Origin of the sequence: Sodalis sp. RH24, from assembly GCF_047324145.1 — a bacterium.
Classification (GTDB): Bacteria; Pseudomonadota; Gammaproteobacteria; order Enterobacterales; family Enterobacteriaceae; genus Acerihabitans.
Window position 1 is genome coordinate 2,698,027 of sequence record NZ_CP178729.1, and the last position, 24,640, is coordinate 2,722,666.

Here is a 24,640-nt window from a genome sequence, read left to right on the forward strand (position 1 = left end):
AATTATAGGCTGCCAATTTTTGGAATAAATAGCTAAAATTAGAATTAAACATTCCACTGATGGAACAATGCATATGGAGCTTCTGAATCACATGTCTTACTTCGTTGAAGTCGTTAAAGCTAAAAGCTTTCGCGGCGCGGCGGAGTCGTTAGGCATGCCAAACTCTACGCTTTCTCGCAAGATTGGGGAGCTGGAAAAGACCATTGGCCTGCGGTTGTTACATCGAACAACGCGCAAGATAGAACTGACTGAAGCGGGCCAGATTTATTATGAGCGCTGCCGACGTATTGTGGATGAAGCCCGACTTGCGCATGAACAACTGGGTACCATGTTGGCCAATCCTGAAGGTTTGCTAAGAATCTCACTGCCGGCTGATTTTGCCATCGTGGTTCTGACACCGATCATCTGCCAGTTCTCTGAGCGTTATCCTGGCATCAGCTTTGATTTCGACCTTACTCCCCGAAATGTCGATCTGGTGTCGGAACCCTTCGACCTCGCCATCCGGATGGGGGCGCTGCCCGACTCAGGACTAATAGCGCGTAAACTGGGTGCATTACCTCGTTATGTTTATGCTTCTCCACAATATATTGCGGCAAAAGGCACTCCTGACACACCACAAGCCCTGTCTGAACATGAATGCCTTGTCATGCGCCCGGAAAAAACCGCGAGCTGGCATCTCTATCATGGCGGGGAAAAGGTGAGTGTTCGGACTTCCGGGCGTTTCCAGATGAACAGCATCGGGATGATGCGCCGCCTGGCGACGATGGGGATAGGGGTAGCGGTGTTGCCAGAACTCATCGTTGCAGACGATGTTAAACGTAATGATTTAACAAGGATATTAGCGCCCTATGAAGCTGAAGCGGTGACAATCTATGCATTGACGGAAACACGTTTGTTACCTGCCAAAGTTCAGGTATTTATCGAGTACCTACGTGAACATTTAAAATGAAAGGTGGATGATTTAGGGCTGCAATCTTACGCCGCCCGGTAAAAATTAAGATGAGAGAAAGTACCTGTCACTTTTAACAGAAACTGAGATAGGTCTTGAAATTGAGATGAGTATAAAGGCAAGTAAAATTAAGGGAATGAAAAACCGTCCTATTTCCTGATGATAGAGAGCGACCAGAACGGCTGCAGTCACAATAAGTCATGCCGTAACCAGAGTCGCTTACCCCCACATGTTTAAAATAAGAAACTGTGGGGCCAATAATGTTCACAACAAAACCGGTTATAAAAGCCACAACAATCAACCCTAAAACGTCATCTTCTACTATCATGGTGTTAATGTTCATCCTGATGAAAAAATTTATTCAGCCAAAAAACTGACATGAATGACCCAAATGATTCATTTTTAATATTTCCTTCATAGCGGGCTAATAGATTCAGGAATGCTGCGGAGCAGATACTATCTTATATAGTGATGGTTTTATTATTCCATAAATGGAAAACACAATTCCGTAATATGAACGTCTAAAAATAAAAATATGTTCTAGCATTTTAAAGGTAAGCCATAGCCAACTATCAATGGAGCAATAACCATGAGTGATAAGAACGCCCGCCCAGTCGCAGTGATTGCCGGAGCAGGAGCCGGGAATGGACAGGCTCTGGCAAAACGTTTTTCAGACGCTGGATATAGTGTTGCCCTGCTAGCGCGTAGCCTCGAAAAAACTCAGGAACTGGCGAATAAGATCAGTAATGCCAAAGCCTATGCATGTGATGTAGGAGACCAGACATCTGTAGTTACGGCATTTAGCGCCATTCATAAAGAGCTGGGGCATGCGGAAGTGTTAATCTTCAACGCCGGTTCCGGTGTTTTTGCCGACGTTGAATCCATCACGCCGGAACAGTTTGAATCGGCATGGCGAGTCAATGCCTATGGAGCGTTGCTGTGCGCGCAGCAAATTATTCCTCTAATGAAGGCTAATCAAAAGGGCGATATTGTTTTCATTGGCGCGACGGCATCCCGCCGTGGCGGCGCTAATACAGCGGCATTTGCGCCAGCTAAAGCAGCACAGCATAGTCTGGCTGAATCCATGGCACGTAAGTTATGGCCAGAAGGCATTCATGTTTCAGTTGTGGTGATTGACGGTATTGTTGATCTACCTAAGACACGTGAAAGCATGCCTGACAGACCTGAAGATGAATTTGTTGCTCCGCAAGCAGTAGCCGAGGCCGCCTACTTTATGACGACTCAGCCCAGGAAAGGTTGGAGTTTTGAGACGGAAGTCAGGCCGTGGCGCGAGACGTGGTAAGCGTAGCTCGCCTGGCATTGATTGCTTACTAAGCCTAAACCCCATCTGCTTTGTTAAACAGCACAATGGCTGGCCAGATGGATATTAATTATACAGAACCCGTAACGCCAATGTCATTACGATTTATATATATTGAGGGGGAATCGAACCGAAGGAACGAACCGGACTTATTTCCGTACTACCGACCCACTCTCATGATCTACAAGCAAAAATACGGGTCAACCTGCGGATCTTGACAACTGGCAGGGATAAAATTTATTAAGGAATTCAACTTAATAGAAAACTGGATGACCCCGAGTCGGGCACCATGATGTAGAGAAACCAGCTTAGCAGCTGGTTTTTTGCTTTCTGGCATCGGGACTCTCCATCGAACGGCGTTCGATGACTCGCCTTATCCATGAGGCTCGCCCTGCGGGCCAGCGCTGACGCGCTGTGCAAAAACGCTCCCGGCGTTTTTGTCCGAGTCCGGGCACCACCATTTCTTTTTTATGCTTTCTTATGAATCAATATATATATTAAATTCAATAGGTTAGTGCAAGAACCCTTTCCGATACGTTTTGATTTATCCCTAGGTATCTGGAAAATGTGGGGTCAAATTGCGGGTCATTCAGTGCGATGAATGGGGTGACCCTCACATGGCTCTGACTGACTGGGACTGCCCCCGTTTTACGCAAAATCTAAGGTAACAATTCAAGCAATTCGTGAGTTACACATGCGCAGATTATGTAAAATACAAATTCACTCACCCATCCTTTGATTGAGAATTTAAGCGACTTAATGAGGCGCCATGGACTTGAAAAAACTTGGTTTAGTAAACCCCCTGGACGACAAATTTTCGGCATATGTCTGGGCCAGGATAATCTAAAGAAAACTATAATAAAAAAACATCCAATCATTGAAGTATAAGGTGCAGACCGTCCCAAAGGCGTAGTCATTTTTATTACTAGCCAAAATAGCGTACCAAAAAATATTAAGGCAGCGACTACTGAAATTAGGTACTCTATCAGCAAGTATGCGTTAAGCAATCTTGGTCGCCGCATTAGAGATATCTGAGCAATATTGCAACCGTATAGATAATAGACTACCACCAGGCCGACCAGGAAAGTCGACCCCTTGCTTAACTTCGCATGTGGTAATATGCATAAAAGAAGAGACCCCCAGAAAGCAAAAAGGAACAAGCCAGACCAATTTAATGCTAACCGAGGTTGCAACACAAAATTAAAAATAACGGGATTAAGTCTTGTAACTAATTCAGGATATTTGTATTTAAAAAAAGAGGCTTGCTTGTGCATATCAGCGACTAGATTTGGCGTCAACCTCGTCCAGAATGGCAATGATTGGCGTTCACTCAGTAATAACTGATTAGCAAGACGCACACTACAACTTGCCGATTCACTGTCCACCTGTATGCGTTTCCAGACCCTCGCCAGCTCAGTCTGCCGCATTTGTGTTTCAATTGCCTGTACCACGAATGGCTGCAACATTGGGTAGGTGTTATTTTTTTCCCAGCCCCACCCTAGCCTCTTAGAAACTGTTTCGATATCTCCTTCAATTATCCCTGGCTGATTAGCCAGCGCCATGGCGAAATGTTGGTGAAATTGCTGTTGCTGCTCCAGGTTTCCATTTCGAGTAATTTGCGTCCACAAACGATCCAATGCCGGCAATCCCACCATTTCATTATGCACGACGTCTTTGGCTACTTGAGCGACATCGTCTAATGTATAAGGCATTGGAGACACCGGAACATGCAGCCACGGTGTCCCTGCGCAATTGCTGCCACAAATCTCCAGTTCAACCGAATTCACTATTGGTTGCTTTATTTTTTTCTCTGAAATGTCTAAAGGTATCAATGATAAATTGGGCTGAGCCGCTAATGTCTTTGCCTGCTCAAAGGCTTCGCGTAACTGCTGATAGCCTTTGGGATCACGGTCAGGCCGATGCAATTTTAATTGGTGTGCATAGGTGCGCCGAATCAGCGCCAGATCTTCAGTGGGCGCAATGTTCAGAATCGTCCAGATATCCATTATGACGTTCCATCGTCAAGGCGATCGAGGGCTGCCTCTACTCGCTGTCGCGTAAGGGCAATTTGGCGCGGGTCCTGGCTGTCTAACGCCTGCTCGAAAGCAGTGATAACCGTGTCAGCCCACTGCCGCTCATCACCAAGCAGGACATTGAAGAGCCGAGCTCCACGGTCAAGAAGAGCGCGGTTGATAGGATTGTCTCGGGGGTTTTGTTTCAGATTAGATAGCCTCTGCAAACTTTCTGCGATTTGTTTTTCACTCATTTGCCCAGGAACTTTTTCGATGACCATACATATCGGCACAGTTGCATCATCATGGCTACATTGAATTTCTAATAGGCCATCAACGGTGTAGGTGAAACGCACGTCTAGGGAAACCTCCTCTGCCTTTTTCGGCGGTACCTCTACCGACATTTCACCCAGGAAGACATTGTCCTTTACCCGACGCGCCTCACCTTGAAAGATTTTGACCAGCACAACCTTTTGATTGTCAAATACAGTGCAAACACGTTTCATGATGCTTACCGGTAGGAACGTGTTGCGCTCAATTAAAGGCAGGAAAAACCCTTCCTCCAGCTGTCCAGAATGTTGCTTGGCAATTTCTATGCCTAGTGTAAAAGGCATGACATCAGTGAGAATAATTTCTTCTACCGCACTGTCAGCCATAATCATGCCAGCCTGCACGCCGGCACCGAGAGCAACAGCTTCATCAGGGTTGAGATCATATCGGGGGAATCGGCCAAATAATCGCGCCACTGTTTGGCGAATCAACGGCATGCGGGTAGCACCTCCGACCAGCAGAATATGATCGAGATCGGATAGTGAAAAACGCGCATCGTGGAGCGCCTGCATAATAGGTTGCTGTAATCTCTCAAGTAAAGGTTGACAGGATTGTGCAAACTGGTGTTCATCTAAAGACCAAAGCCACTCTTTTCCGCCCCATGTCAACTCTGCTTTACCATTACTATTGAGAGATATGCTCCGTTTCATGGCCTCCGCCTGTGCCAGAAGGCTTGGATGTATCTGGGGGATGTATTGCTCAAGGTCGGGATGAACCTCTAACATCCATCGGCAAATTGCCTCACTGAAATCATCACCGCCGAGCATCACATCACCACAACTGGCACGAACTTCCACTACGCCTTCAAACATATCGATAATGGAGACGTCAAATGTGCCACCACCTAAATCGAAGGTCAGGTATTTCTGTTCATGATTTTCGAGAAGACCGAAAGCTAAAGATGCAGCGGTCGGTTCGTTAAGCAAACGCACAACATTGAGTCCAGCAAGCTGACCCGCGGTTTTAACCGCCCTGCGCTGCACATCATTGAAATAGGCCGGAACGGTTATTACCGCATCAGTAAATGATCCTTTATTCCAGGTTTCCACATCCTCTTTCAACTGACGTAAAAGAAGTGCGGAAATTTCTTCCGCTCGAAAGCTTAAATGACCTATTTGAATTTTGGTGGATGAACCCATATGGCGCTTGAAACTCGCCTTAGTCATATGGGGATGACTGATTAATCTGGCATATGCACTCTGCCCAATAAGAATATTGCCATGGTCATCAAGGCCAACAACTGATGGCGTCAGTAAATGACCGTGCCTGTTGGGAACCAGAACCGGACGCCCATCCAGCCATAGGCTGGCTGCACTGTTCGTCGTACCAAGATCAATCCCTAATACTTCCCTTACTGTCATTCTTTGCTCCCGAAATTCCTTTTATAGAAAACATGCCAAGAATAAGCATTAAGCGCAGATTAAACAATAAGTCGTGAAAAATTTATCCTTATCGAGAGCAAAGCATAATCATTAAATACAATTATTAAATGATTATATTTGATTGTTATAAAACGAGCTATATATTCATTATCCAACTAATCAAAAAGGTTGTGTAATCGCATTTAAGCAGAATATTTAAAATCTAGGTACAAATTAAATTTTTACTTTCGATTAATTAATAATTTCCTGTATTTTACTATCACAGTAAGCGTCAATTCAGGGCCATATTGATGCTTATTCAGCAGGGATACTGAGGTTCCACGGCAGGAGTTCTGTGATCTTATTGATGAGATGATCCGCGGTAGTCGCCAGTATATGGCGCAGATACGCTTCCGGCTCCACGCCGTTCAATTTGCAACTGCCGATTAGCGTATACATCAGCGCCGCACGTTCGCCGCCACTATCAGAGCCGAAGAACAGATAATTTTTTCGGCACAGGCTCACCCCCGCAGCGCGTTTTCAGCGATATTATTGTCGATCTCCGCCCAGCCATCACCGGCGTAGTGATACCGGCGTAGTAATACAGTGCCGGCCAGTGATTCATCAGATAGTTGAACGCCTTGGCCGTATCGGCCTGACGCGACAGTGTAGTGAGTTTTACCCGAGTCCAGCGCTCCAGACCGATGAGTATCGGCCGGGAGCGCGTTTCGCTCGCCCGCCTTCGTTCTTCGGCCGGACGCCCCCGGATGTCGGCTTCGATTGCGTACAGCTCACCGATCCGGCTCAGGGCCTCGGTAGTGGCCGGCGACGGATGGCGCACATGAATATCATGGATTTTACGCTCCTTACGTGCCGGAGATACCGCAGGCTCTTTGCAAAAGGGAAGAATGCAAATCTTGCCATTGCGGCCGTCGCCCGGGAGCTGGCCGGCTTTATCTGGGATATTGGCCGTCTGGCGATGTCGCTATCGCTGGAGCCACATAACACACTGATGGCATAAGAGAACAAGAAACGAGAGAACCGGCATTATCGAAGAGCGTTTCCTGAAGGCGGCGTAGCCCGGTACAACAGCAACCCACGGCTACGCTTCGCGGCGGCAGGGCAACGCTAATTCGCGTCGTAAGAAAGTGGCAGGCTCAAATGACGGACCTCTGTAATGCGGTATCCAACCCGCGAATATCAGCGTGATCCACCGTCGGATTTACTGCTACGTCGCCCTCAGGAAATTTAGCCTATGAAAAAAAACGGCCACACCAGCGATTTTGGTTTGACACGGAAAGTCATATCAGCGTACGCCCAGCGCCGTCTGTTTTTAACCGAAGCCGTTAGATACCCTGCGTGTCCGTCTGTCATAAGCTGTGCCCACGATCAAGCGAGGCCGACCAGGAGCATTCCGCTCCTTGGCGCTTTAGCCCTCGCCGACCCTTAATTCCGGCTCCGCGGCGCAAATCGCAGCGAGGAAATCGATAAATTGCCGCACCCGGGAGGGCATGCGCCGTCCGGCGGCGGTAACGGCGTTGATCGGAAAGGGCGCCGGCGCATGCCGGTCCAGAATTCGTACGACCTCGCCGGAGGCCAGCACATCCGTAAACAACCAACTCGCGTGATGGGCGATGCCGAGGCCCGCGAGAACCGCGCCGCGGACATGCTCGGCGTCATTGGTACGAAACGCTCCCCCACCGTCGACCGTGACCTGCCGGCCGTCTACGTGGAAACCCCAGCCAATAATATCGCCCTGGTAGACATAGCCGATACGCTGGTGGTTACGCAGTTCGCCTAACGTTTGCGGCGTACCGTGTTGGGCTAGATAGCTGGCGGAGGCCAGGGTTATCATCCGCATGTCGCCGATGCGCCGGGCGACGAGTGCTGAATCCGCAAGCCGACCGATACGGATCGCGACGTCTATTCCCTCCTCGATGAGGTCAACGTGCCGCCCGGAAACTTCCATCTCGATCGCGACGTCGGGAAAACGACTCCTGAAATCCAATAGCCGGGGAATAACGAACATCCTCCCGAAGGCTGGCGCGAGGGTCACGCGAACCAGCCCTGAAGGGGCCGACTGCCCTTCAAGGATTCTCTCTTCGACAACGTCGAGATCCTGAAGGATGCGGACGGTGGCCTCGTAATAGTCCTGTCCTGCGGGCGTCACGGCAAGGGCACGGGAATTTCTCGCGATAAGTTGTGTCCCGAGCCGCACTTCAAGCGCTGCGAGCTGTTTGCTGACGGTCGGCTGGCTGACGTTGAGGTCCCGCGCTGCCTGTGAAAAGCTTCCGCTTTCGACGACACGTACGAACATCCGCATCGTGTCCAACTTATCCACCATTTTCATTCCCCAGAAGAATAGAAGACATTACCGTTCCGATCTTACCTTATTGTTTATACGACGTAGCTCTGCAGGCAAACGCAGATCTTTATGGCCGCCCGCGGAATTCTGACTCCCGACGCAAACCCTCCCATCACCATCAACACATGATCGTCGATGAATATCGCCGAAAGAATCGCTTTATGTCGATGGCGCTTGCCGACCAGGCCACGGCCCGCTGTGAACACCCTACAGCGAATAATTCCAAATAAGAATAGATGGTATTCATTTAGCGTCAATTTCATTCTCAAGAAGAATATGAGAATCTGCATTCGTCCACCCGCTCAGGGTCCAGAATTGAAACGAATTGAAAGGAAGAATTATGGCAATCAAGATCTACGGTGATGCAGGCTCGGGCAGCTTGCGTCGCGTGAACACGGCTGCGAAGATCATGGGCATTGAACTCGAACGCGTTAACGTTGATCTGTTCAAAGGCGAGAGCCAGACCGCCGAGTTCAAATCGCGCCTCAATCCCCACGGTTTGACACCGGTTCTGGAAGAAGGAGACACCATTCTCTGGGAGTCTTCAGCGATCAATCTGTATCTGGCCAGCAAGGTGGATTCGCCGCTGGCCGGAACCACGCAGGAGGAGCGCTTTCAGGTCCTTCAGTGGATGTTCTGGTCGGGCGAGCAGTGGCGTACTTTCACCACCACCCTCTTCGATGAGCGGGTCGGGAAGACGGTTATGGGCTTACCGAAGGACGAGCCCCTCATTAAGTTCGCTGAGGGTAAGATTCGCGCCGCGGCGAAGGTACTCGACCAGCATCTTGCAGGCCGTAAGTTCATGGTTGGCCAAGCGTTGACCTTGGCTGATATTGATATTGCGGCGCCCTTCTCCCAAGTCGATCGGGCAAAGTTTCCGTTCAAGGAATATCCGAACCTCATCGCTTGGCACGATAATCTTCTTCAGTCGTTCCCAGCGTGGGCGGAGACGAAGGCTGAGATTGACAACCGTATGGATGGCTACCTGGCGAGCGTCGGCGTGACGCTATAAATTCACGGCTTTCCGTACGGCCGGCACGCGTATGGAGAGGGTGCGGACTTGGACGTTGTGGCGCGGGCCGGCACAAGAACAATCCACGGCGACGCTTCGCGACCACAGTCCATGGACTGTATTCATCATCTTTATCCGGCTGGGATTTACCTCTTTCGCCTTATCTTTTTGCCGCCAGCCAAACCGTATGCCCCGAACATTGGGGATCTTCCGGCACCATGTCGATGACATCGAAGCCATGCGCATCCAGTAGCGCGCGGTATTCTTCCGGCGCCAGGCTCGCATGGAACAGCGGCTCGCCCTCAAATTGTCCCATTGCGACCCCCTTCCCTGGGCCGCTGGTAAACATCAGCGCGCTGCCCGGGTGGCTGTGCCGCGCAAAGATCGGGAACATCTTTTGTTGGTCCCGCTGGGTGAGATGGAAAAAACTGTCCCACGCAATCAGGCCAGCAAAGGTTTCGCCGAGCGCCAGCTTGCGCATATCCAGCGCCAGCCAGCGCTGCGCGGGAAAACGCGCGCGGGCGCGATCCAGCATCGCGGTAGCGCCATCAATACCGGTGAGCTGAAAACCCAGTTGAATAAAATACCCGGCAATGGGCTGACCATTACCGCAACCGATATCGAGAATGTGCCCCTCCCCGCCGATCGCGGTGATGAACTTATCCAGCCAGCTTTTTTCAACGAGCGTGCGCGAGCGCTGGCGGGCAAAGGCATCAGCATGGCGCTGGTAGAGGGAAAGAATATTTTTTGCCACGTGTTTGTCCACAACTCCCCCGCTGTTGTCATTTTTTCAATTCCGCTCAGGCAATGCTTCCAGCCGTCCAGTCATGCTCAAACGCGCTTTAACCTGCGGTTTTCCCGTTGCGCGAAGAGAGCCATGCCGGCTATCATCGCCGCCGCAAAGATGCCCCCCTTGAGTGATCCGGTGCCCAGTAAGACCAAGGCCGGCCCGGGACAAATACCCGCCAGGCCCCAGCCGATGCCAAATAAAGCCGCGCCGCCAATCAGCGGCTTATCAATCCGGCGGTTGTCGGGGAGAGACAGTGTCTCGGCAAAGACCGGGCGCGAACGCTTTTTTACGGAACGGAACGCCAATAAACCGACGCTGATGGCTCCCCCCATCACAAACGCCAAAGACGGATCCCATACTCGGGTGATATCGAGGAAACCAATCACCTTGCCTGGATCCGCCATACCGCTGACGAGAAGCCCGACGCCGAATAATAACCCGGCGATCAAAGAGAAAAACACGTTCATTGCCGTCTCCGGATGGGTGCAATCACCGTAAATACCCTCTCAGCCAAACGGTCACCGCAGCAACACACATAAACGTAACGGTGGCCGCCAGCGATCGTGGCGATAACCGTGAGAGGCCGCAGACCCCGTGACCACTGGTACAACCTGACCCGTAGCGGGTACCGATACCGACCAGCAGTCCCGCAATGATCAGCAGAGGCCAGGACGCGTCGACGGTACTTTCAGGCAGTGGGGAAAATTGTTTATACACCAGCGGGGATGCGACCATGCCGAGCAGAAAGGCCAGCCGCCATGCGCGATCGGCGGTTTTCAGCGATAATAAGCCGCCCAGGATGCCGCTTATTCCGGCGATCCGGCCGCAAAACAGGATCAAAACCCACGCCGCCCCACCGATCAGCAGGCCCCCGGCAAAACTTTGCCCGGGGGTGAAGTGCTGCATATCAATGATCATTGCCCACGCCCTCCTCTGCCGGTCCCGGGCAGTAAAGCTGATATAATGTCTTGAGTAATACCACGATGTCCGGGTCGCCTATCCGATAAAAAATCTGTTTTCCTTCACGGCGCGTGGCAACCATTTTTTTTCTGCGCAGGACGCCCAGTTGCTGGGATAACGTCGGCTGAACTATCCCCAGCGCGCTTGCCAGCTCGCCGACCGAAGACTCATGCTGACTGAGGTGGCATAACAGCAGCAGACGATCTTCGTTCGCCAGTGATTTTAATACGCCAAGGGTCCTGGCGGCGGCTAACCGCATCCTTTCCCGCTCGCTCCGGTGGTTCATCTGCTGTCAGACGCCTTAAGGTATAGTTGTTAACAATTTATAAATTAATATAATATTATATTATATATCGAGATGAAATAGCCAGCCTCCTGATGATCTTCCGGCGACAGCCGCCTTGCTGTGTCCCGGCTGTTATCGCCTTAACACCTCTTCCACGAAAAGCGCAAACTGTCTGGCTTTCGCACTGGTCATCCGCCCTGTGGGAAATACCGCCCATAAATCAATATCCGGCAGCGACCATGCCTCCAGCAACCGACGGACGCCGCCGTTGGCCAATTCCCGGGCAAACATCCAGTCGGAGGCGATGGTGAGCCCCATATGCGCAAGTACGGCGGCGCGGATGCCTTCGGCGGCGCTGAGGCGCACCCGCCCCCGCATAACGACGGAAATGTCGCTGCCGCCGCGGGTAAAACGCCAGACATCGCTTGTCTGGCTAAAACCAATCGCCTCATGCTCCGCCAGATCGGCGGGCTTTTCCGGCTCCCCGAACCGGGCAAGATATTCCGGCGTGGCAAGCACCGAACGACGGGAGGTGGCCAGCCTGCGCGCCACGGCGTTCGAATCCGCAAGCCGGCCCATGCGCAGGGAGATGTCGATACCTTCGGCAAGCAGGTCAATGGGCCGGTCATCCAGAATGAGATCCACGCTCAGGGCGGGATGTTGCGCCATAAATTGCGGCAAATGGGGAATCACATGCAGGCGGGCGAACGTCGGCGCGGCGGAAATCCGTAAATTGCCAGTCAGACCCGCCGCGGCCCCCTTGGCAGCGATATCGGCTTCATCCGCCCCCTCAATAACGACGCGCGCATGTTCGTAATAGCGTAATCCCGCCTCAGTGGGCGTCAGGCCGTGGGTTGAACGCAGCAGTAAACGCACCTGCAGCCGCGCCTCCAGTTGCGCAATGGTTTTCGAAACCGCCGGCTGGCCGATATTTAATATTCTCGCCGCGCCGGAAAAAGAGCCGGCATCCACCACTCGAATAAATACGATCATCGCCTGCAGCCGATCCATATATTCCCCCTGGGAATGAGCGTTATCGCTTTGTGCCATCTGCCATTCCTGTGTAGTAATAGCAGATACTCTGTCCACACGCTAGCCCCCAACGTACGGAGAGTTGCCATGTACCACCTTTACGCCTTCGCCACGCCTAACAGCGTCAAGGCCGTCATCATGCTGGAGGAACTGGCTCAGGACTATCAGCTGCGCCCCATCAACGTGAAACAGGGTGACCAAAAGAGCGATGCGTTCCTCGCACTGAACCCCAACGGTAAGGTGCCGGTACTGGTGGAAGCCGGTGCCGAAGGGAATGAACCGCTGGTGCTGACCGAGTCCTCGGCCATTCTGGTTTATCTGGCTGAAAAGCACGGCCGGCTCTTGCCGAACGGCGGCGCCGAACGCGCAAGGGTCTTCGAGCAGCTGTTCTTTCATGCCTCGGCGCTAAGCCCAAGCTTCGGCCAGGCGGGATTTTTCAAACGCCTGGCAAGCGAGCCGCAACCCCTGGCGGAGCTGCGCTTCAGTACCGAGGCCGAACGGGTTACCGGCCTGATGGATAGGGTGTTGCATGAACGCCGGTTCGTGGCGGGCGACATCTACAGCATCGCCGACATTGCCCATTTCGGCTGGTTCTGGCGGCGCGAATTCGCCGGCGTCACCCTGGATGGCCATCCCAATATCGCACGCTGGTACGACCAGATGAGCCAGCGTCCGGCAGTCCGCCGCGCCATTACACGTCTCAACGCGCTGGTACCTCAGGCCTGATTTCTCATTACCGGAGTAATAAACCATGTTGCATTTTGAAGACTATCGCCATTCATTTCCCAACGCCCGTTTGACACGCTCCGCCAGCGGCGTACTGGAAGTGACCCTGCATACCGATGGCGATACGCTGCAGTTCAACGGCCATACCCATGAACAGTTTGTCGATCTTTTTCATGACATCGGCGCGGATCCGGACAACCGCGTGGTGATCCTTACCGGCGCCGGCGACGCGTTTATGGCAACCATCAGCGCCGAAGGCTTTGATTTTTTCACACCCCGCGGCTACGACAAAATATTCCGCGAAGGCAAAAAAGTGCTGATGAATATTCTGGATATCGAGGTACCGATGATTGCGGCGCTTAACGGCCCGGTACGCCTGCATTCCGAATATGTCCTGCTGGCGGATATTGTCTTGGCCACTCCCGCCACGGTATTCCAGGACAAACCCCATTTCGACTTCGGCATCGTGCCCGGGGACGGCGTCAACCTGCTCTGGCCGGAAGTTATCGGCAGCATACGCGCCCGCTATTTCCTGCTCACCCGGCAGGAACTGGACGCCAAGACCGCCAAGGACTGGGGCGTGGTAAATGAAGTGGTGCCGTCGGGCGACCTGCTGGCCCGTGCCCATGAGATAGCCGAATCGCTCGCCGCCCTGCCCCCGCTCACCGGGCGCTATACGCGCATCGCCCTAACGCAAAAACTGCGCCGCATTGTCGATGAAGGGGCCGGGTATGGCCTGGCGCTGGAAGGCATCAGCGCAGCGGACGTCGCGCTCTCCATGGCCCGGCAAAACTGACCCCGCTATTTATAGCGATGATTTCGGTTCTGGTCATGCCGTCGGCGGACGGCCCCAGGCGGTCCGCATAATCACTTTTATGCAAAAAGGAAAAAATATGTCGCTGCAAATGAAACTCGATGCGTTCAAAGCTGATTTCGAGGCGGGAAAACCGCCGTACAATATGCCGCCAACCGACATTGCCGTCATGCACCGCGCCACCGCGGAGCTTATTGCTTCCGGCGCCGCGCAACGGGCGTTGCAGGCCGGCGATAAAGCGCCGGCCTTCACCCTGGACGATGCCGACGGCAACCGGATATCCTCCGTTGAGCTGCTCAAAAAAGGGCCGCTGGCCATCACTTTTTATCGCGGCGTCTGGTGCCCCTACTGCAATATGGAATTACAGGCATTGCAGGCCGTGCTGGACGATTTTTACGCGGCGGGCGCCAGCCTGGTGGCCATCTCCCCGCAAACCCGGGCCAACAGCCGCAAATCCGTCCGCCAGAATAAACTGGCATTTCCTATCCTGTCCGATGGTGAAAATAGCGTAGCCGCGGCATTCGGCCTGCGCTTTGCGTTACCCGATTATCTGATTGATCTGTACAAAAAGCTGAAAAACGATCTGCCCGCCTTCAATGACGATCCCGGCTGGACCCTGCCCATGCCGGCACGCTATGTGGTGGCGCCGGACGGCACTATCGTCTATGCCGAGGTCAATCCGGATTATACCCGCCGTCCCGAACCGCGGGATCTGCTGCCCGCCATACGCCGCGCAAACGACCGCGCCTGATCACTAACAAAACCACCCCCGCGCCAGGCGGGGCAGGAGAAAAACGATGTCACGCACATTTCTTATTACCGGCGCCAGCAAAGGTATTGGGCTGGCGCTCTCGGCACGGCTGGCCAGGGACGGCCACCAGGTGATAGGGGTAGCCCGTACCGCCCCGGCGGAAGGTTTCCCCGGCCACTTCGTTGCCATGGACCTCAGCGAGGCTGAAACGGCGAGGACGGAATTTGCCCGCCTTGCCGATCGCTTCCAGATTGACGGCGTGGTGAATAATGTCGGATTGGTCAGACCACAGCCCCTGGACGAGGTGACGCTGGAACAGCTTGCCGAGGTGATGCGGGTCAACCTTTATCCGGCCATTATTGCCACGCAAGCGGCGCTTGCGGGCATGAAGGCGCGCCGCTGGGGACGTGTCGTGAACATTTCCAGCCTGACCGTCCTTGGCGCCGTCGAACGCACTGCCTATGCCGCGGCAAAGGCGGCATTGGTGAGCTTCACGCGCACCTGGGCACTGGAAACGGCCACAACCGGCATCACCGTGAATGCCGTGGCGCCGGGTCCGACGGAAACCGCGCTGTTTCGCGCCGGCAATGCCCCCGGCAGCGACGGCGAGCGCCGTTACCTTGCCGCGGTTCCCATGGGCCGCTTCGGCAAGCCTGATGAAATTGCCGCCGCGATTGCCTTCCTGTTGTCGGAAGATGCCGGATTCATTACCGGACAAACGCTGCACGTGGATGGCGGCGCTTCCACGGGAAAATCCGCGTTCTGAGGGAAAAGGCAGCCGCAGTAAAACCCGCGGTACGGGGAACCAACGCGTTGTCTTGCCGACGAAATGTTGGCTATCACGACGGGCGATGGTCCGTACTGCCGCGTATCTGCCTGTCAGCGACGAATTCATTACAAATAGAAGGCGGTTACGCGTTCGCGGCACGCTGAAAAAACAGGCCCCCTTCAGCGCTAAACTTAATTCGGGAGGGGTTTTCGTAACGGTGCGCCAGGGACCGGATTTCAAAGGTCAGAGGGTGAAAATACGCGTTCCCGGAATACTGAGCGCAAAATCGGCACCGAAGATTTTCGCCGGCGTCTGAAATCCGGGTTGGCCGGCGCCGGTAAGTACCCGTTTCGCGGCTTCGACGGCAGCGAGCGGCGTATAGGAATAGCCATTGACCGTCTCGATGACGGCATAATGGCTATCGCCGCCGGCGCCCGTAATTTCCACCGCCGCGCGGGCGGGATTGGCTGCGCGCTCTTGCGGCGAGGGGCCATCGGGCAAGCGGGTTAAGTCCCCTGAAGGAAAGGCGTCGCCGCTAACGTGGACATACATTTCAATGTTGGGGATGCCGGTTGAATGCCAGGCAGTGACAAGATCGCCGAAAGAAAGCGGCATGCATGCTACTTTCCCCGCGCCAAAATCGAAAAAGTCGGTTTCCGCCTGTGTTTTGGTCATCAGCGACCCGTTAACCCTGGCCAGCAGGCCAGCGCTGATAATTTCCCCGGCGCTCACCGCCGATCCGCGCGACATGGCGCCCACCACCTGAAGCGCGATTCTCAGCCGTACCGGTTCGCGGACCTTTACCGCAAGCGTCGCCGCGAGACAGTCGGTCGGCACCACATCCCAGCCCACGCCGGGCAGCAGCATGCTCCCGGTCCCGGCAGCCAGGTCATGCAGTGACTCCGCCAGCCGGTAGACATTGATTTCAGCGGTGATGTCCAGGTAATGGATTCCGCGTTGTATACAGGCCCTCATCAATGGTTCCGCCGTGCTGGCAAAGGGCCCGGCACAGTTCAGCACCACGCTTATGCCATCCAGGCTGCGGGAGAGGGCCTCGCCGTGTTGTAACGCAAAGGCGGCGGCGCCGACGTTTAATATCTGAGCCAACTCAGCCAGTTTTTCTTTATTTCTGCCGGCAATGACAACGTCAAGACCGGCTGCTTTTGCCTGTTCGGCAATCATGCGCCCGGTATAACCGGTGGCGCCGTATATAAGTAATGTTTTCATGATGGGTTGTGCTGCCAACTTTTGTAGACGAATTCCAGGGTATAGCCGTCGGGATCGATAACACCGGCGGCATAATAGCGGGGATCATAATAAAGGCGCGCGCCCGGCGCGCCGTTGTCGGCGGCTCCCGCGCGCATTGCCGTAGCATAGGCCTCGTCAACCATGGCTTCACTCTCGGCGACGAAACCGACATGCGTGCTACCGCCGGCGGCGGTCCCCGCGCGCAGCCAGAAAAAAATACGCCCGTTCGCGCCAAAACCCTTGAGATCGGGATGCCCCGGCGGTCCGTCGCGGCCGTCATAGTCCACTCGCGTTCTAATGCCGAGCGGCGCCAATGCCGCGGTGTAAAACGCCACCGAACGATCGAGGTCGCTCACCGATAAAAAGATATGATCGAGCATGAAATCTCTCCAAACCATTAAATAGGGTGGCCGCCGGCGGCGTCGGCATGATGATGGCAGGTGAGTATCACACCCATGCCGCGCGCCGCGCACTGGATTGCCGTACTGGCGCCGATACCGCCGCTTCCGCCCGTTATAAGAATAACTTTCATGATGTTTCCTCTCTCTTTGCCAGCCATGACGTGAGAGTAAAGGAAGGACGGCACAAGCGCTTCCGTTTTCCTGCTCGATTCTTACCTGTTTCTGCTTTATGCTCTTTTTAAACACAGATGCCGAGGATGTGGGACATGGCGTTGCAATCCCAGCTTGACGAGCTGTGCGGCCTGGCCGCACATGCCAGTCACTGGCGCACGGAAACCGGCATTCCACGCGTGGCGATGGTGCAGGGGAATGTTCCGCCAGCGGCGCTTGCCGCGGTATATGAGCCCATGGTCAACCTGATCCTCAGGGGAAGCAAAACGATGACGGTGGGAGAACGGGTCTTTAACTATGACCCGGCCTCGTATTTTGTGATGTCGGTTGATTTACCCGCGGTGGGCGCGGTTCATCCGTCCGCGACGGGGGAGCCCTATCTGGCCGTGAGCCTGACCATAGAACCGCAGCGTGTCGCCGCCTTGCTGGATGATTTACCGCCCTCGGCCCTGAAAAACAGGCCGGAAGGCGGTTTTTCCGTCGCCTCCGTGACGGCGGAACTTCTTGATGCCTGGGTCAGAATGCTGCGCCTGATGACCACCCCTGACGACATCGCCGCGCTGGCTCCGGGCTATGAACGGGAAATTCTTTACCATGTGCTTAAGGGACCGCATGGCTGGATGCTGAGGGACATCGCCTCGCCGGGCACCATGCTGGCCCGTATCGGCAATGCCATCCGCTGGTTAAGGCATAATTTCGCCGAAGAGTTTATCGTTGCGTCATTAGCCGAGCGGGAGGCGATGAGCGTCTCGGCTTTTCATCGCCATTTTAAAGCCGTCACGGCCATGAGTCCGTTACAGTATCAAAAGCGCGTGCGGCTGCTTCATGCCAGGACGATGTTATTAGGCAGGCAACAGAGCGTCACCTTTGTTGCGCAAGAAGTGGGCTACAAAAGCGTTCCCCAGTTCAACAGGGATTACGCCCGCATCTTCGGCCTGCCGCCCCTGAAAGATGTGGCCCAATTGCGCAAGGTTATCCATGTGCGCGAGACCCATTAGGAAAAACAGACATTCTGCAATAGGCCCCGGATAGCGGCAAAAGAGCAACAATGCCATCGGCAAATAACACCCATCAATAGCCAGCCCTTCTATGAAAGTCACCCCGGCAACGGCGAATCAGGCAGGGACTAACCCGCTTGCTTGCATTCTTAACGGCACTACGGGATTCTAATCGGCGCTGGATGACATTTTGGAGAAATCATGGCAAATCACTATCGCGACATTTTGGCCACCCCCGGCGTCGTGGGCTTGGCCGTCGCGGGTTCCATTGTCCGCCTGCCGCAGGCGATGGTAGGCATCGGTATCATTACGATGTTGGTGCAGCAGCGGGGGCTTTACTGGCTGGCCGGCTCGGTGGCGGCCACCTTTACGCTGGCGAACGCGCTTATCGGCCCCCAGGTATCGAAACGCATTGATCAACACGGCCAAAGCCGGGTACTGCCCATTGTTACCGCCTTCAGTATCACTATGCTGCTGGCGCTGATGATTGCCGCCCATATGGCGGCACCCGCTCCGCTGCTGTTTATCCTTGCCGCACTGGCCGGTACGATGCCGAACATGCCCGCCATGATAAGGGCGCGCTGGACGGGGCTGTTTCGCGGCAAACCGCAATTACACACCGCCTTTTCCCTTGATTCGGTGCTAACGGAACTGGCCTATATTGTCGGCCCGCCGTTGGCCATCGGCCTGAGCACCGGCCTTTTCGCCGAAGCCGGACCTCTTGCCGCCGTCTTGCTGTTGGCGGTGGGCATGACGGCCTTTCTTTTGCAGCGGCGCACGGAGCCGAAGGCGACGAAGAGCGACGGCAAGAGCGGGATCTCGACACTGCGCTTCCCCGGCCTGCGTATCATCGTGCTGGCGCTGCTGGCGATGGGCGTGATTGGCGGCTCCATCGATGTGGCCGTCGTTGCCTTCGCCAACGCGCAAGGCTGGCCGACGGCCGCCAGTTTCATCCTCGCGGCCTACGCATTCGGTTCGATGACCGCCGGCCTGGCGTTCGGCGCGTTAAGGACTGCCATAGCGATTGACAGGCAATTCCTTATTGGAATACTGGCGACGGCGCTCACGGCCGTATTGCCCATTCTTTCCCCGGATGTCTATATCATGATGGCAATGATCTTTGTGGCGGGCATGTCCTTCGCGCCGACGATGGTCATCGTCCTGAATCTCGGCACCATTATTTTGCCGCCGTCCAGGCTCACCGAAGGCCTGACCTGGATGACGACGGGCATCAGCGTCGGCGTCGCGCTCGGCGGCGCGCTGGCCGGCCAGATCGTCGACGCCTATGGCGCGCGGGCAGGATTCAGCGTGGCCGTTGCCGCGGGGCTGGTTATGGTGGTCGTCGTGCTGTCCGGCCTGGGCACGCTACGTGCCGCCTCCGCCACGCATGCCAGGCTGACCTTCCCCTGCGGATGACAGCCGCGCATAGCGTGTCGGCGCCATCCCGACGTGGCGCGTGAACGCCACGCTGAAAGTACTTGCGGAGCTGTAGCCGACGCGCTCCGCAATCTGGGCAATGCTGCCCTGCTCACGGCGCAACAGATCCTTGGCGATCGCCATGCGCCAGTTAAGCAGATATTCCATCGGCGTCACGCCCACGGCGCGGCTGAACCGCTCAAAGAACGCCGAGCGCGAAAGCGCCGCCGCCTTCGCCAGCTCCGCCACCGTCCAGGGATATGTCGGGCGCTCATGCATCGCCCGGATCGAGACCGCGAGGCGGCAGTCGGTCAGGCCATGCACCAGGCCGGGAGACGCCGCCGTGCCCGCGGTCGATCGCAGCGCTTCAATAAGCAGCACCTCGATCAGGCGCGCCAGCACCACCTCGCGCGCCGGGCGCTGCTCGCGCGTTTCCTCGCTCACGAGTTGCACGAGGGTGGCCAACCGCGGCTCGCCGCGCACGTGCATCAGCTGCGGCAGCAGCGAAACCAGCAAGGCCGCGTCCGGCGAGCCAAAGCTGCAATGGCCCGCCAGCATGCGCAGGTCGGCCGGGCCTTCCTCGCGGCCAATCCTGAACCGGCCCGCGCCCAGCTCGACGGGCAGCGTCTCGGTGCCGGCCGGTGGCGGCACGGCGCTGGACATCGCCACGCCGTAGGCCGAGGGGATGAGGGCGAAGTCGCCCGATTGCAGCGCGATCGGCGCATGCCCGTCCACCGCGAGGCGGCACGCGCCCTCAAGGATCACGCAATAGAACGGCTCTCCGGCGGCTGTACGACTGATGGCCCAGGATCCGGCGCCGGCGACCACCTTCGCGAACCCGGCGCCCGGCTGCAGCAAGGTCACGACCTCGGCGAGCGGATCGATCATATCGGACTCCTGCAAATGAAATATGGACTTTTGATTGTAGCGAGTACGATCCCCAGCGTCTATTATCGGGACATCGCCACCCACTCAGTAAGGAGTTTTTATGAAGACAGTCCTGATCACCGGTTGTTCGTCCGGTTTCGGCCTCGAAATCGCCCGCCATTTCCTCGACCAGGGCTGGCGGGTTATCGCCACCATGCGCACACCGCGCGAAGATATCCTGCCGCCTGCCGAACACCTGCGCGTACTTGCCCTTGACGTCACCGATCCAGAGAGTATTCGCGGGGCCGTGGCGACTGCCGGGCCGATTGACGTACTGGTCAATAATGCGGGCGTCGGCGCGGCGGCGCCCCTGGAAAGCATGCCGATGGCGACGGTGCGTGAAATCTTCGAGACCAACACTTTCGGCACGATGGCCTTGACCCAGGCGGTGCTGCCGCAATTCAGACAACGCAAGAGCGGCGTCGTCGTCAACGTTACGTCGAGCGTCACTTATAAGGCGCTGCCGCTGCTCAGCGCTTACCGGGCGAGCAAGGCGGCGGTAAATGCGTTCACCGAGTCGCTGGCCGCGGAGGTCGAACAATTTGGCGTGCGCGCCCATCTGGTGCTGCCGGGCCGATCGCCCGAAACCCGTTTCGCCGATAACGCGCAGCCCCATACGGAGGGCCTTGACCACGAGGCCTATGCCGAGCTGGTGAAAAACCTGTTCGCGTCGTTCGGCGAGTCCGGCCCAATCACCTATGCACAGGATGTGGCGCAGGCGGTATGGCGCGCGGCGACCGACCCCGCCAGCCCAATGCGTATCCCGGCAGGCGCCGATGCCATACTCTGGGCCGCTGAACAGTAACCAGATGGCCGAAACGAAAGCGCGTTGGCGCCATCCGGCCATAGGTTGCAGTATCTGAGGCTTTGGCAGCGCAGAAAAATGAACAGGCCGCCCGGATGATAAGGATTTTCTGTGGCGAGCCCAGCTTGCACGAAAACAACGGCCGGGCATGTTATAGATTATCAACGGCGGGCAGAACGTTCACCCGCCGTTACGCTATGGGTCCTTTACAGCGGACGCTGACGCTCGGTCACCGGGCGGGGCTGCGTGCGGCGCCCTACCATGCCCATGACCCCGGCCAGAACCGCTTCGACAATTAACATAAAGAAGGTGAACCAGCTGGCTTTAGCGGTAGCGGCCGCCGCTTTATCACCGGCTTCACGGGCTTTTTGCTCCGCCTGCTGTTTCAGCTCTTCATATTTTGCGCGGGCTTGCTGATAACTTTTTTCCGTCTGATCGACAATCTGCTCCGCTTCCTGATCGCTTTTACCGGTTCGCGCTTTAATGATGTTTTTCAGCGCATCGCGATCGGCGGCCTGGAAGGTGGTTTCATTGCGCTGGATCAGCCCCTGAATAAATTGAGCGACATCCGTATCGGCTGTCTGCGGATGATTAGCGGTATCAGACGCCTGATTTTGGGCATTATTAGCCTCGCCCTGGGCTTTATTTTGCAGATTCTCCGGCTGAAGCTCCGGTTTACCCGTCTGGCGCAGTGTCGTTTCAAGTTCATTTTGCACGCTGTCGAGATTAATATTATTTTCCGCCAGCTTATCTTTCGCCATTTGTGTTACCGAAGGCGCGGCGGCGGATATTCCACTGCCGATGGTTTGCAAACCGGTGCCGGCAATACTCATGGCGCCGCTCATGGCGTTATTCAACACGACCAGAAGGAACCAGGCGCAAATCAAGGTATTCACACCGAACATCAATAAACCATGCAGCGCCCCTTCGCGCTGGGCCAGACGCCCGCTGGCATAGGCGCCCGCCGCAATGGCGATAAGCATGCTGGCTCCGGTCCAGATGGCCGCGCCGGTACCCAGGCCGTCAAAGGGGTTATTTTCTTTCAAGGGATCTATGGTGCTGGCGCCGACGGCCGTACCCAGTATGGCCAACAGTAAATAGACCACCATCGAAATAATGACACCAGCGAAAATGGCACTCCACGAAATACGTTTCAACGGGACACCGGTTACCGGCTCAACCCATGTCTCATGGTAATTATCGGATGTAGTGATTGGTCTTTCGCTCATGTGAAAATCTCCCTTTATCGCTAAACTTCTCATGGTGTAATCGCAGTTCAGATTGAGCAGAATCCTGCGTTCGCCCGCCAATGATTGCCTTTTTTTGACAACCTAACATTAGCTTTTTTAATGTTAGTCATATAATGGCAAATGCACCAACAAATCTTTACATAACTTAGCCAAAGCAGGAATTGTTGATAAAAACAGCGTTAATTACTGTCCACGGGTAAAGGACCGCAAGCACCCTGCGCAGGATATATCTATATAATCAATGAATTACATCGAATTACACGAACCGGTTGCCGATGTGGCCAAATAATCCAGCCTGACGACACCGCGGGTTTGTTAGCCATAGCGCTGATTTTTAAGCCCGTCCGACAGTAATGAAGGACAATGCCGCCAGGTTTACAGACGGCGGATACATAAGTTTTTAACGCCGCCCCGCCAGGGCAGCGGGTTCGGCGTCAGGGCGCAAAACCGCCCGGGCCAGACCGATGACTCAGCCGCGGGCAGCGAAGCGCCGCTGATGGGAATTTACTTATGCAAGCCGGGGGATTTATCGCTGGCAAAACGGTTCGCGTCATTTTTTTCCACATCGACTTCCTGGCGGCGCACCGTATCCCTTACCGTTTCCACGCGCTCGTTCACTTCGCTGCGAATCGCCGCCTCTTCCCTGACCCGCGCCGTTTTATTCACCACAGGCTCCTCATGGGATTCCTCGATATCAATGGTTTTTTCCGACCAGTCGACATCGCTCAGATACACCGGTTCGTCCACCGCGCGCAGGACAACATCCGCATGCTGGTCATATAAGGAGATATCCTCGGCCACTTCATCTTCAATGGTATAACGGCGCACGCGCACCGTACCGTCGCTGACCTGATGCTTACCGATCTCCACCTGCTCCTCAGCCAGCTTCAGGGACTCGCGGTTTTCCGTTTCCAGCGCCCCGCCGGTCGCCACCGGGGGGATGGTGCCGGCCGCGCCCGTGTCCACGCCGGCGCTCGCCGTACGGCCATAAACCGCGCCGGTATCGCCTGGCAGCCCGCGATTGTAGGCCGGGGTATCCGTGTTGCCGGAAGAAACGTAATCATCCGCCAACTGATCCAGCAGCGTTTCTATCCGGTCGGCATCTTCTTTCGGCACACGCACCGTCAGCAGAACCCCGCCGGTTTGCACGGCCCGGGTATATTCAGTGGCATAATCATCATCGACATCATCGCCAAACAATCGCTGCCAGAAGCTGGGATGGCGAATTTCCTTGTCTTTTACCCGCAGTCTTTCACCAGAAATGATATCGATATTATGTTCCGCAATACCTTCTGCGATCAGTTTCTCTTTCGCCACTTGCGCCTGCTGTAACGCCTTAAAAGCGGTCACTATTTTTTCATGGGCCATAGTAGAATCCTCCTCTTGCTTGGGTTTACGGTTATCGTTCTTCTTCATCATCTTTGATAATATTTATTTCCTGACGGCGTACATTTACCTTTTCCTGAAAAGGCGTCTCCTTTTTCAGTTTCCGTATATGCACTTCTTCTTTAAGAATATAGCGGCGGATAATTTCAACCCGCTCCTCAATAACAGGAATAATCATGACATCGCCTTCCTGCCGGATCGGCGGGAACCTGCCTTCTTCCAGTTCTTCATTTTTAGCAATATGCTCTATATCTATTTGTTCCTGATATAATTCCGCTGCCAGCAGTTGTTCTTCCGAGTGGGTGGTGCGCGTCACGCGCAACCGGCGGTCCACCACTCTGGCAATGTTTAATTCGGCATGTTCTTCCGCCAGCGGAATAATCTTATTATCATTATCCTGGCGGTCAGAGTCCGGGGCATTTTTGTTATCCATATCTGCTCCTGAGGCGGCGCCGAAGTTTAACTTCAACATACTTAGAATTTATTAATTAGCATGAGATTATAAAAGCATTATTGCTATTTTACTGAATGATTAAAATCATTAATGTGATAGTTATAAG

The 24,640-nt window shown here is 54.9% G+C and carries 26 protein-coding genes and 1 pseudogene; 11 read left to right on the forward strand and 16 right to left on the reverse strand.

Translation table 11 applies throughout. From position 1 onward, the window contains the following. Positions 1-73: 73 nt before the first annotated feature. Together ACL2XG_RS12395 and ACL2XG_RS12400 are read left to right on the forward strand one after the other, a co-directional pair. Positions 74-949, forward strand: a complete 876-nt coding sequence (locus tag ACL2XG_RS12395) for a LysR family transcriptional regulator (protein ID WP_413722069.1) — start codon at positions 74-76, stop codon at positions 947-949. A gap of 589 nt (positions 950-1,538) precedes the next feature. After that, positions 1,539-2,252, forward strand: coding sequence for an SDR family NAD(P)-dependent oxidoreductase (locus ACL2XG_RS12400; RefSeq protein ID WP_413722068.1), 714 nt, complete (start codon positions 1,539-1,541; stop codon positions 2,250-2,252). Between the two features lie 677 nt (positions 2,253-2,929). Here the strand turns inward: ACL2XG_RS12400 and ACL2XG_RS12405 are convergent. From ACL2XG_RS12405 to ACL2XG_RS12415, 3 genes and pseudogenes are all read right to left on the reverse strand, one after another. Beyond that, the gene (locus ACL2XG_RS12405) at positions 2,930-4,276 is read right to left on the reverse strand and encodes a hypothetical protein (RefSeq protein WP_413722067.1); all 1,347 of its coding nucleotides are present in this window, start codon (positions 4,274-4,276) and stop codon (positions 2,930-2,932) included. Beyond that, positions 4,276-5,973: an Hsp70 family protein gene (locus ACL2XG_RS12410; RefSeq protein ID WP_413722066.1), complete on the reverse strand. Its 1,698-nt coding sequence runs from the start codon at positions 5,971-5,973 to the stop codon at positions 4,276-4,278. The genes ACL2XG_RS12405 and ACL2XG_RS12410 overlap by 1 nt, the downstream gene beginning before the upstream one ends. A 315-nt stretch (positions 5,974-6,288) precedes the next feature. Then, positions 6,289-6,847, reverse strand: a pseudogene (locus ACL2XG_RS12415) (IS66 family transposase); the annotation flags it as partial. Between ACL2XG_RS12415 and ACL2XG_RS12420 the strand changes: the two are divergent. Beyond that, the gene (locus tag ACL2XG_RS12420) at positions 6,815-6,994 is read left to right on the forward strand and encodes a hypothetical protein (RefSeq protein ID WP_413723550.1); all 180 of its coding nucleotides are present in this window, start codon (positions 6,815-6,817) and stop codon (positions 6,992-6,994) included. The pseudogene ACL2XG_RS12415 and the gene ACL2XG_RS12420 sit on opposite strands and share 33 nt — an antisense overlap. A gap of 408 nt (positions 6,995-7,402) precedes the next feature. Here the strand turns inward: ACL2XG_RS12420 and ACL2XG_RS12425 are convergent, their stop codons facing one another. Beyond that, entirely contained in the window at positions 7,403-8,317 is a 915-nt protein-coding gene (locus ACL2XG_RS12425) for a LysR substrate-binding domain-containing protein (RefSeq protein ID WP_413722065.1), read from the reverse strand. Positions 8,318-8,678: 361 nt separating this feature from the next. On the opposite strand from ACL2XG_RS12425, the gene ACL2XG_RS12430 reads away from it, so the two are divergent. Then, positions 8,679-9,350, forward strand: a complete 672-nt coding sequence (locus ACL2XG_RS12430) for a glutathione S-transferase family protein (protein ID WP_413722064.1) — start codon at positions 8,679-8,681, stop codon at positions 9,348-9,350. Between the two features lie 160 nt (positions 9,351-9,510). Here the strand turns inward: ACL2XG_RS12430 and ACL2XG_RS12435 are convergent, their stop codons facing one another. The 5 genes from ACL2XG_RS12435 to ACL2XG_RS12455 all read right to left on the reverse strand — a co-directional run bounded on the left by ACL2XG_RS12435 (position 9,511) and on the right by ACL2XG_RS12455 (position 12,436). Beyond that, a complete protein-coding gene (locus ACL2XG_RS12435; protein ID WP_413722063.1) occupies positions 9,511-10,116 on the reverse strand; it encodes a class I SAM-dependent DNA methyltransferase in 606 nt (201 codons plus the stop codon). Between the two features lie 65 nt (positions 10,117-10,181). After that, positions 10,182-10,607 carry a DUF6691 family protein gene (locus tag ACL2XG_RS12440; RefSeq protein ID WP_413722062.1) on the reverse strand — a complete coding sequence of 142 codons (426 nt, stop codon included), beginning with the start codon at positions 10,605-10,607 and terminating at the stop codon, positions 10,182-10,184. 22 nt (positions 10,608-10,629) lie between these two features. Continuing rightward, positions 10,630-11,058, reverse strand: a complete 429-nt coding sequence (locus tag ACL2XG_RS12445; RefSeq protein WP_410012188.1) for a YeeE/YedE family protein — start codon at positions 11,056-11,058, stop codon at positions 10,630-10,632. Beyond that, entirely contained in the window at positions 11,048-11,386 is a 339-nt protein-coding gene (locus tag ACL2XG_RS12450) for a metalloregulator ArsR/SmtB family transcription factor (protein WP_410012189.1), read from the reverse strand. The genes ACL2XG_RS12445 and ACL2XG_RS12450 overlap by 11 nt, the downstream gene beginning before the upstream one ends. A gap of 132 nt (positions 11,387-11,518) precedes the next feature. Continuing rightward, positions 11,519-12,436 carry a LysR substrate-binding domain-containing protein gene (locus ACL2XG_RS12455; RefSeq protein WP_413722061.1) on the reverse strand — a complete coding sequence of 306 codons (918 nt, stop codon included), beginning with the start codon at positions 12,434-12,436 and terminating at the stop codon, positions 11,519-11,521. Between the two features lie 69 nt (positions 12,437-12,505). Here ACL2XG_RS12455 and ACL2XG_RS12460 point away from each other — a divergent pair, with 69 nt between their 5' ends. The 4 genes from ACL2XG_RS12460 to ACL2XG_RS12475 all read left to right on the forward strand — a co-directional run bounded on the left by ACL2XG_RS12460 (position 12,506) and on the right by ACL2XG_RS12475 (position 15,475). Next, positions 12,506-13,144: a glutathione S-transferase family protein gene (locus tag ACL2XG_RS12460; protein WP_413722060.1), complete on the forward strand. Its 639-nt coding sequence runs from the start codon at positions 12,506-12,508 to the stop codon at positions 13,142-13,144. A gap of 25 nt (positions 13,145-13,169) precedes the next feature. Next, positions 13,170-13,940, forward strand: a complete 771-nt coding sequence (locus tag ACL2XG_RS12465) for an enoyl-CoA hydratase/isomerase family protein (protein WP_413722059.1) — start codon at positions 13,170-13,172, stop codon at positions 13,938-13,940. Positions 13,941-14,037: 97 nt separating this feature from the next. Beyond that, a complete protein-coding gene (locus ACL2XG_RS12470; RefSeq protein WP_413722058.1) occupies positions 14,038-14,709 on the forward strand; it encodes a peroxiredoxin-like family protein in 672 nt (223 codons plus the stop codon). A 46-nt stretch (positions 14,710-14,755) separates the two neighbouring features. Beyond that, a complete protein-coding gene (locus ACL2XG_RS12475; RefSeq protein WP_410012194.1) occupies positions 14,756-15,475 on the forward strand; it encodes an SDR family oxidoreductase in 720 nt (239 codons plus the stop codon). 246 nt (positions 15,476-15,721) lie between these two features. On the opposite strand, the gene ACL2XG_RS12480 is transcribed toward ACL2XG_RS12475, so the two are convergent. Genes ACL2XG_RS12480 through ACL2XG_RS12490 form a run of 3 tightly spaced genes read right to left on the reverse strand, consistent with a single transcriptional unit; the run spans position 15,722 to position 17,258 of the window. Continuing rightward, positions 15,722-16,705, reverse strand: coding sequence for a saccharopine dehydrogenase family protein (locus ACL2XG_RS12480; protein ID WP_413722057.1), 984 nt, complete (start codon positions 16,703-16,705; stop codon positions 15,722-15,724). Further along, entirely contained in the window at positions 16,702-17,106 is a 405-nt protein-coding gene (locus ACL2XG_RS12485; RefSeq protein WP_410012196.1) for a VOC family protein, read from the reverse strand. Before ACL2XG_RS12485 ends, ACL2XG_RS12480 begins: the two co-directional genes overlap by 4 nt. Before the next feature lie 17 nt (positions 17,107-17,123). Further along, positions 17,124-17,258: an SDR family NAD(P)-dependent oxidoreductase gene (locus ACL2XG_RS12490; protein ID WP_413722056.1), complete on the reverse strand. Its 135-nt coding sequence runs from the start codon at positions 17,256-17,258 to the stop codon at positions 17,124-17,126. 135 nt (positions 17,259-17,393) lie between these two features. Between ACL2XG_RS12490 and ACL2XG_RS12495 the strand changes: the two genes are divergently transcribed. Continuing rightward, positions 17,394-18,296 (forward strand): AraC family transcriptional regulator N-terminal domain-containing protein, encoded by a 903-nt coding sequence (locus tag ACL2XG_RS12495; RefSeq protein ID WP_413722055.1) that lies wholly within the window; start codon positions 17,394-17,396, stop codon positions 18,294-18,296. Positions 18,297-18,497: 201 nt separating this feature from the next. Continuing rightward, positions 18,498-19,712 (forward strand): MFS transporter, encoded by a 1,215-nt coding sequence (locus tag ACL2XG_RS12500; protein WP_413722054.1) that lies wholly within the window; start codon positions 18,498-18,500, stop codon positions 19,710-19,712. On the opposite strand, the gene ACL2XG_RS12505 is transcribed toward ACL2XG_RS12500, so the two are convergent. Next, positions 19,662-20,600 (reverse strand): AraC family transcriptional regulator, encoded by a 939-nt coding sequence (locus tag ACL2XG_RS12505; RefSeq protein WP_413722053.1) that lies wholly within the window; start codon positions 20,598-20,600, stop codon positions 19,662-19,664. The two genes, ACL2XG_RS12500 and ACL2XG_RS12505, sit on opposite strands and share 51 nt — an antisense overlap. A 100-nt stretch (positions 20,601-20,700) precedes the next feature. On the opposite strand from ACL2XG_RS12505, the gene ACL2XG_RS12510 reads away from it, so the two are divergent. Further along, entirely contained in the window at positions 20,701-21,444 is a 744-nt protein-coding gene (locus tag ACL2XG_RS12510) for an SDR family oxidoreductase (protein WP_413722052.1), read from the forward strand. A gap of 206 nt (positions 21,445-21,650) precedes the next feature. Here ACL2XG_RS12510 and ACL2XG_RS12515 read toward each other — a convergent pair whose 3' ends face one another. The 3 genes from ACL2XG_RS12515 to ACL2XG_RS12525 form a co-directional block, all read right to left on the reverse strand. Continuing rightward, a complete protein-coding gene (locus ACL2XG_RS12515; RefSeq protein WP_410012202.1) occupies positions 21,651-22,673 on the reverse strand; it encodes a hypothetical protein in 1,023 nt (340 codons plus the stop codon). A 525-nt stretch (positions 22,674-23,198) separates the two neighbouring features. Further along, the gene (locus ACL2XG_RS12520) at positions 23,199-24,062 is read right to left on the reverse strand and encodes a YsnF/AvaK domain-containing protein (RefSeq protein ID WP_410012203.1); all 864 of its coding nucleotides are present in this window, start codon (positions 24,060-24,062) and stop codon (positions 23,199-23,201) included. Between the two features lie 31 nt (positions 24,063-24,093). Further along, positions 24,094-24,513 carry a DUF2382 domain-containing protein gene (locus ACL2XG_RS12525; protein ID WP_410012204.1) on the reverse strand — a complete coding sequence of 140 codons (420 nt, stop codon included), beginning with the start codon at positions 24,511-24,513 and terminating at the stop codon, positions 24,094-24,096. Positions 24,514-24,640 lie beyond the last annotated feature (127 nt).

Excerpts from the sequence above, each read along its gene's own strand:
- ACL2XG_RS12395 (WP_413722069.1), top strand. The coding sequence starts at position 74 with ATGGAGCTTCTGAATCACATGTCTTACTTCGTTGAAGTCGTTAAAGCT.
- ACL2XG_RS12400 (WP_413722068.1), top strand. The coding sequence starts at position 1,539 with ATGAGTGATAAGAACGCCCGCCCAGTCGCAGTGATTGCCGGAGCAGGA.
- ACL2XG_RS12405 (WP_413722067.1), bottom strand. The coding sequence starts at position 4,276 with ATGGATATCTGGACGATTCTGAACATTGCGCCCACTGAAGATCTGGCG.
- ACL2XG_RS12410 (WP_413722066.1), bottom strand. The coding sequence starts at position 5,973 with ATGACAGTAAGGGAAGTATTAGGGATTGATCTTGGTACGACGAACAGT.
- ACL2XG_RS12420 (WP_413723550.1), top strand. The coding sequence starts at position 6,815 with ATGAATATCATGGATTTTACGCTCCTTACGTGCCGGAGATACCGCAGG.
- ACL2XG_RS12425 (WP_413722065.1), bottom strand. The coding sequence starts at position 8,317 with ATGGTGGATAAGTTGGACACGATGCGGATGTTCGTACGTGTCGTCGAA.
- ACL2XG_RS12430 (WP_413722064.1), top strand. The coding sequence starts at position 8,679 with ATGGCAATCAAGATCTACGGTGATGCAGGCTCGGGCAGCTTGCGTCGC.
- ACL2XG_RS12440 (WP_413722062.1), bottom strand. The coding sequence starts at position 10,607 with ATGAACGTGTTTTTCTCTTTGATCGCCGGGTTATTATTCGGCGTCGGG.
- ACL2XG_RS12445 (WP_410012188.1), bottom strand. The coding sequence starts at position 11,058 with ATGATCATTGATATGCAGCACTTCACCCCCGGGCAAAGTTTTGCCGGG.
- ACL2XG_RS12450 (WP_410012189.1), bottom strand. The coding sequence starts at position 11,386 with ATGAACCACCGGAGCGAGCGGGAAAGGATGCGGTTAGCCGCCGCCAGG.
- ACL2XG_RS12455 (WP_413722061.1), bottom strand. The coding sequence starts at position 12,436 with ATGGCACAAAGCGATAACGCTCATTCCCAGGGGGAATATATGGATCGG.
- ACL2XG_RS12460 (WP_413722060.1), top strand. The coding sequence starts at position 12,506 with ATGTACCACCTTTACGCCTTCGCCACGCCTAACAGCGTCAAGGCCGTC.
- ACL2XG_RS12465 (WP_413722059.1), top strand. The coding sequence starts at position 13,170 with ATGTTGCATTTTGAAGACTATCGCCATTCATTTCCCAACGCCCGTTTG.
- ACL2XG_RS12470 (WP_413722058.1), top strand. The coding sequence starts at position 14,038 with ATGTCGCTGCAAATGAAACTCGATGCGTTCAAAGCTGATTTCGAGGCG.
- ACL2XG_RS12475 (WP_410012194.1), top strand. The coding sequence starts at position 14,756 with ATGTCACGCACATTTCTTATTACCGGCGCCAGCAAAGGTATTGGGCTG.
- ACL2XG_RS12480 (WP_413722057.1), bottom strand. The coding sequence starts at position 16,705 with ATGAAAACATTACTTATATACGGCGCCACCGGTTATACCGGGCGCATG.
- ACL2XG_RS12485 (WP_410012196.1), bottom strand. The coding sequence starts at position 17,106 with ATGCTCGATCATATCTTTTTATCGGTGAGCGACCTCGATCGTTCGGTG.
- ACL2XG_RS12490 (WP_413722056.1), bottom strand. The coding sequence starts at position 17,258 with ATGAAAGTTATTCTTATAACGGGCGGAAGCGGCGGTATCGGCGCCAGT.
- ACL2XG_RS12495 (WP_413722055.1), top strand. The coding sequence starts at position 17,394 with ATGGCGTTGCAATCCCAGCTTGACGAGCTGTGCGGCCTGGCCGCACAT.
- ACL2XG_RS12500 (WP_413722054.1), top strand. The coding sequence starts at position 18,498 with ATGGCAAATCACTATCGCGACATTTTGGCCACCCCCGGCGTCGTGGGC.
- ACL2XG_RS12505 (WP_413722053.1), bottom strand. The coding sequence starts at position 20,600 with ATGATCGATCCGCTCGCCGAGGTCGTGACCTTGCTGCAGCCGGGCGCC.
- ACL2XG_RS12510 (WP_413722052.1), top strand. The coding sequence starts at position 20,701 with ATGAAGACAGTCCTGATCACCGGTTGTTCGTCCGGTTTCGGCCTCGAA.
- ACL2XG_RS12515 (WP_410012202.1), bottom strand. The coding sequence starts at position 22,673 with ATGAGCGAAAGACCAATCACTACATCCGATAATTACCATGAGACATGG.
- ACL2XG_RS12520 (WP_410012203.1), bottom strand. The coding sequence starts at position 24,062 with ATGGCCCATGAAAAAATAGTGACCGCTTTTAAGGCGTTACAGCAGGCG.
- ACL2XG_RS12525 (WP_410012204.1), bottom strand. The coding sequence starts at position 24,513 with ATGGATAACAAAAATGCCCCGGACTCTGACCGCCAGGATAATGATAAT.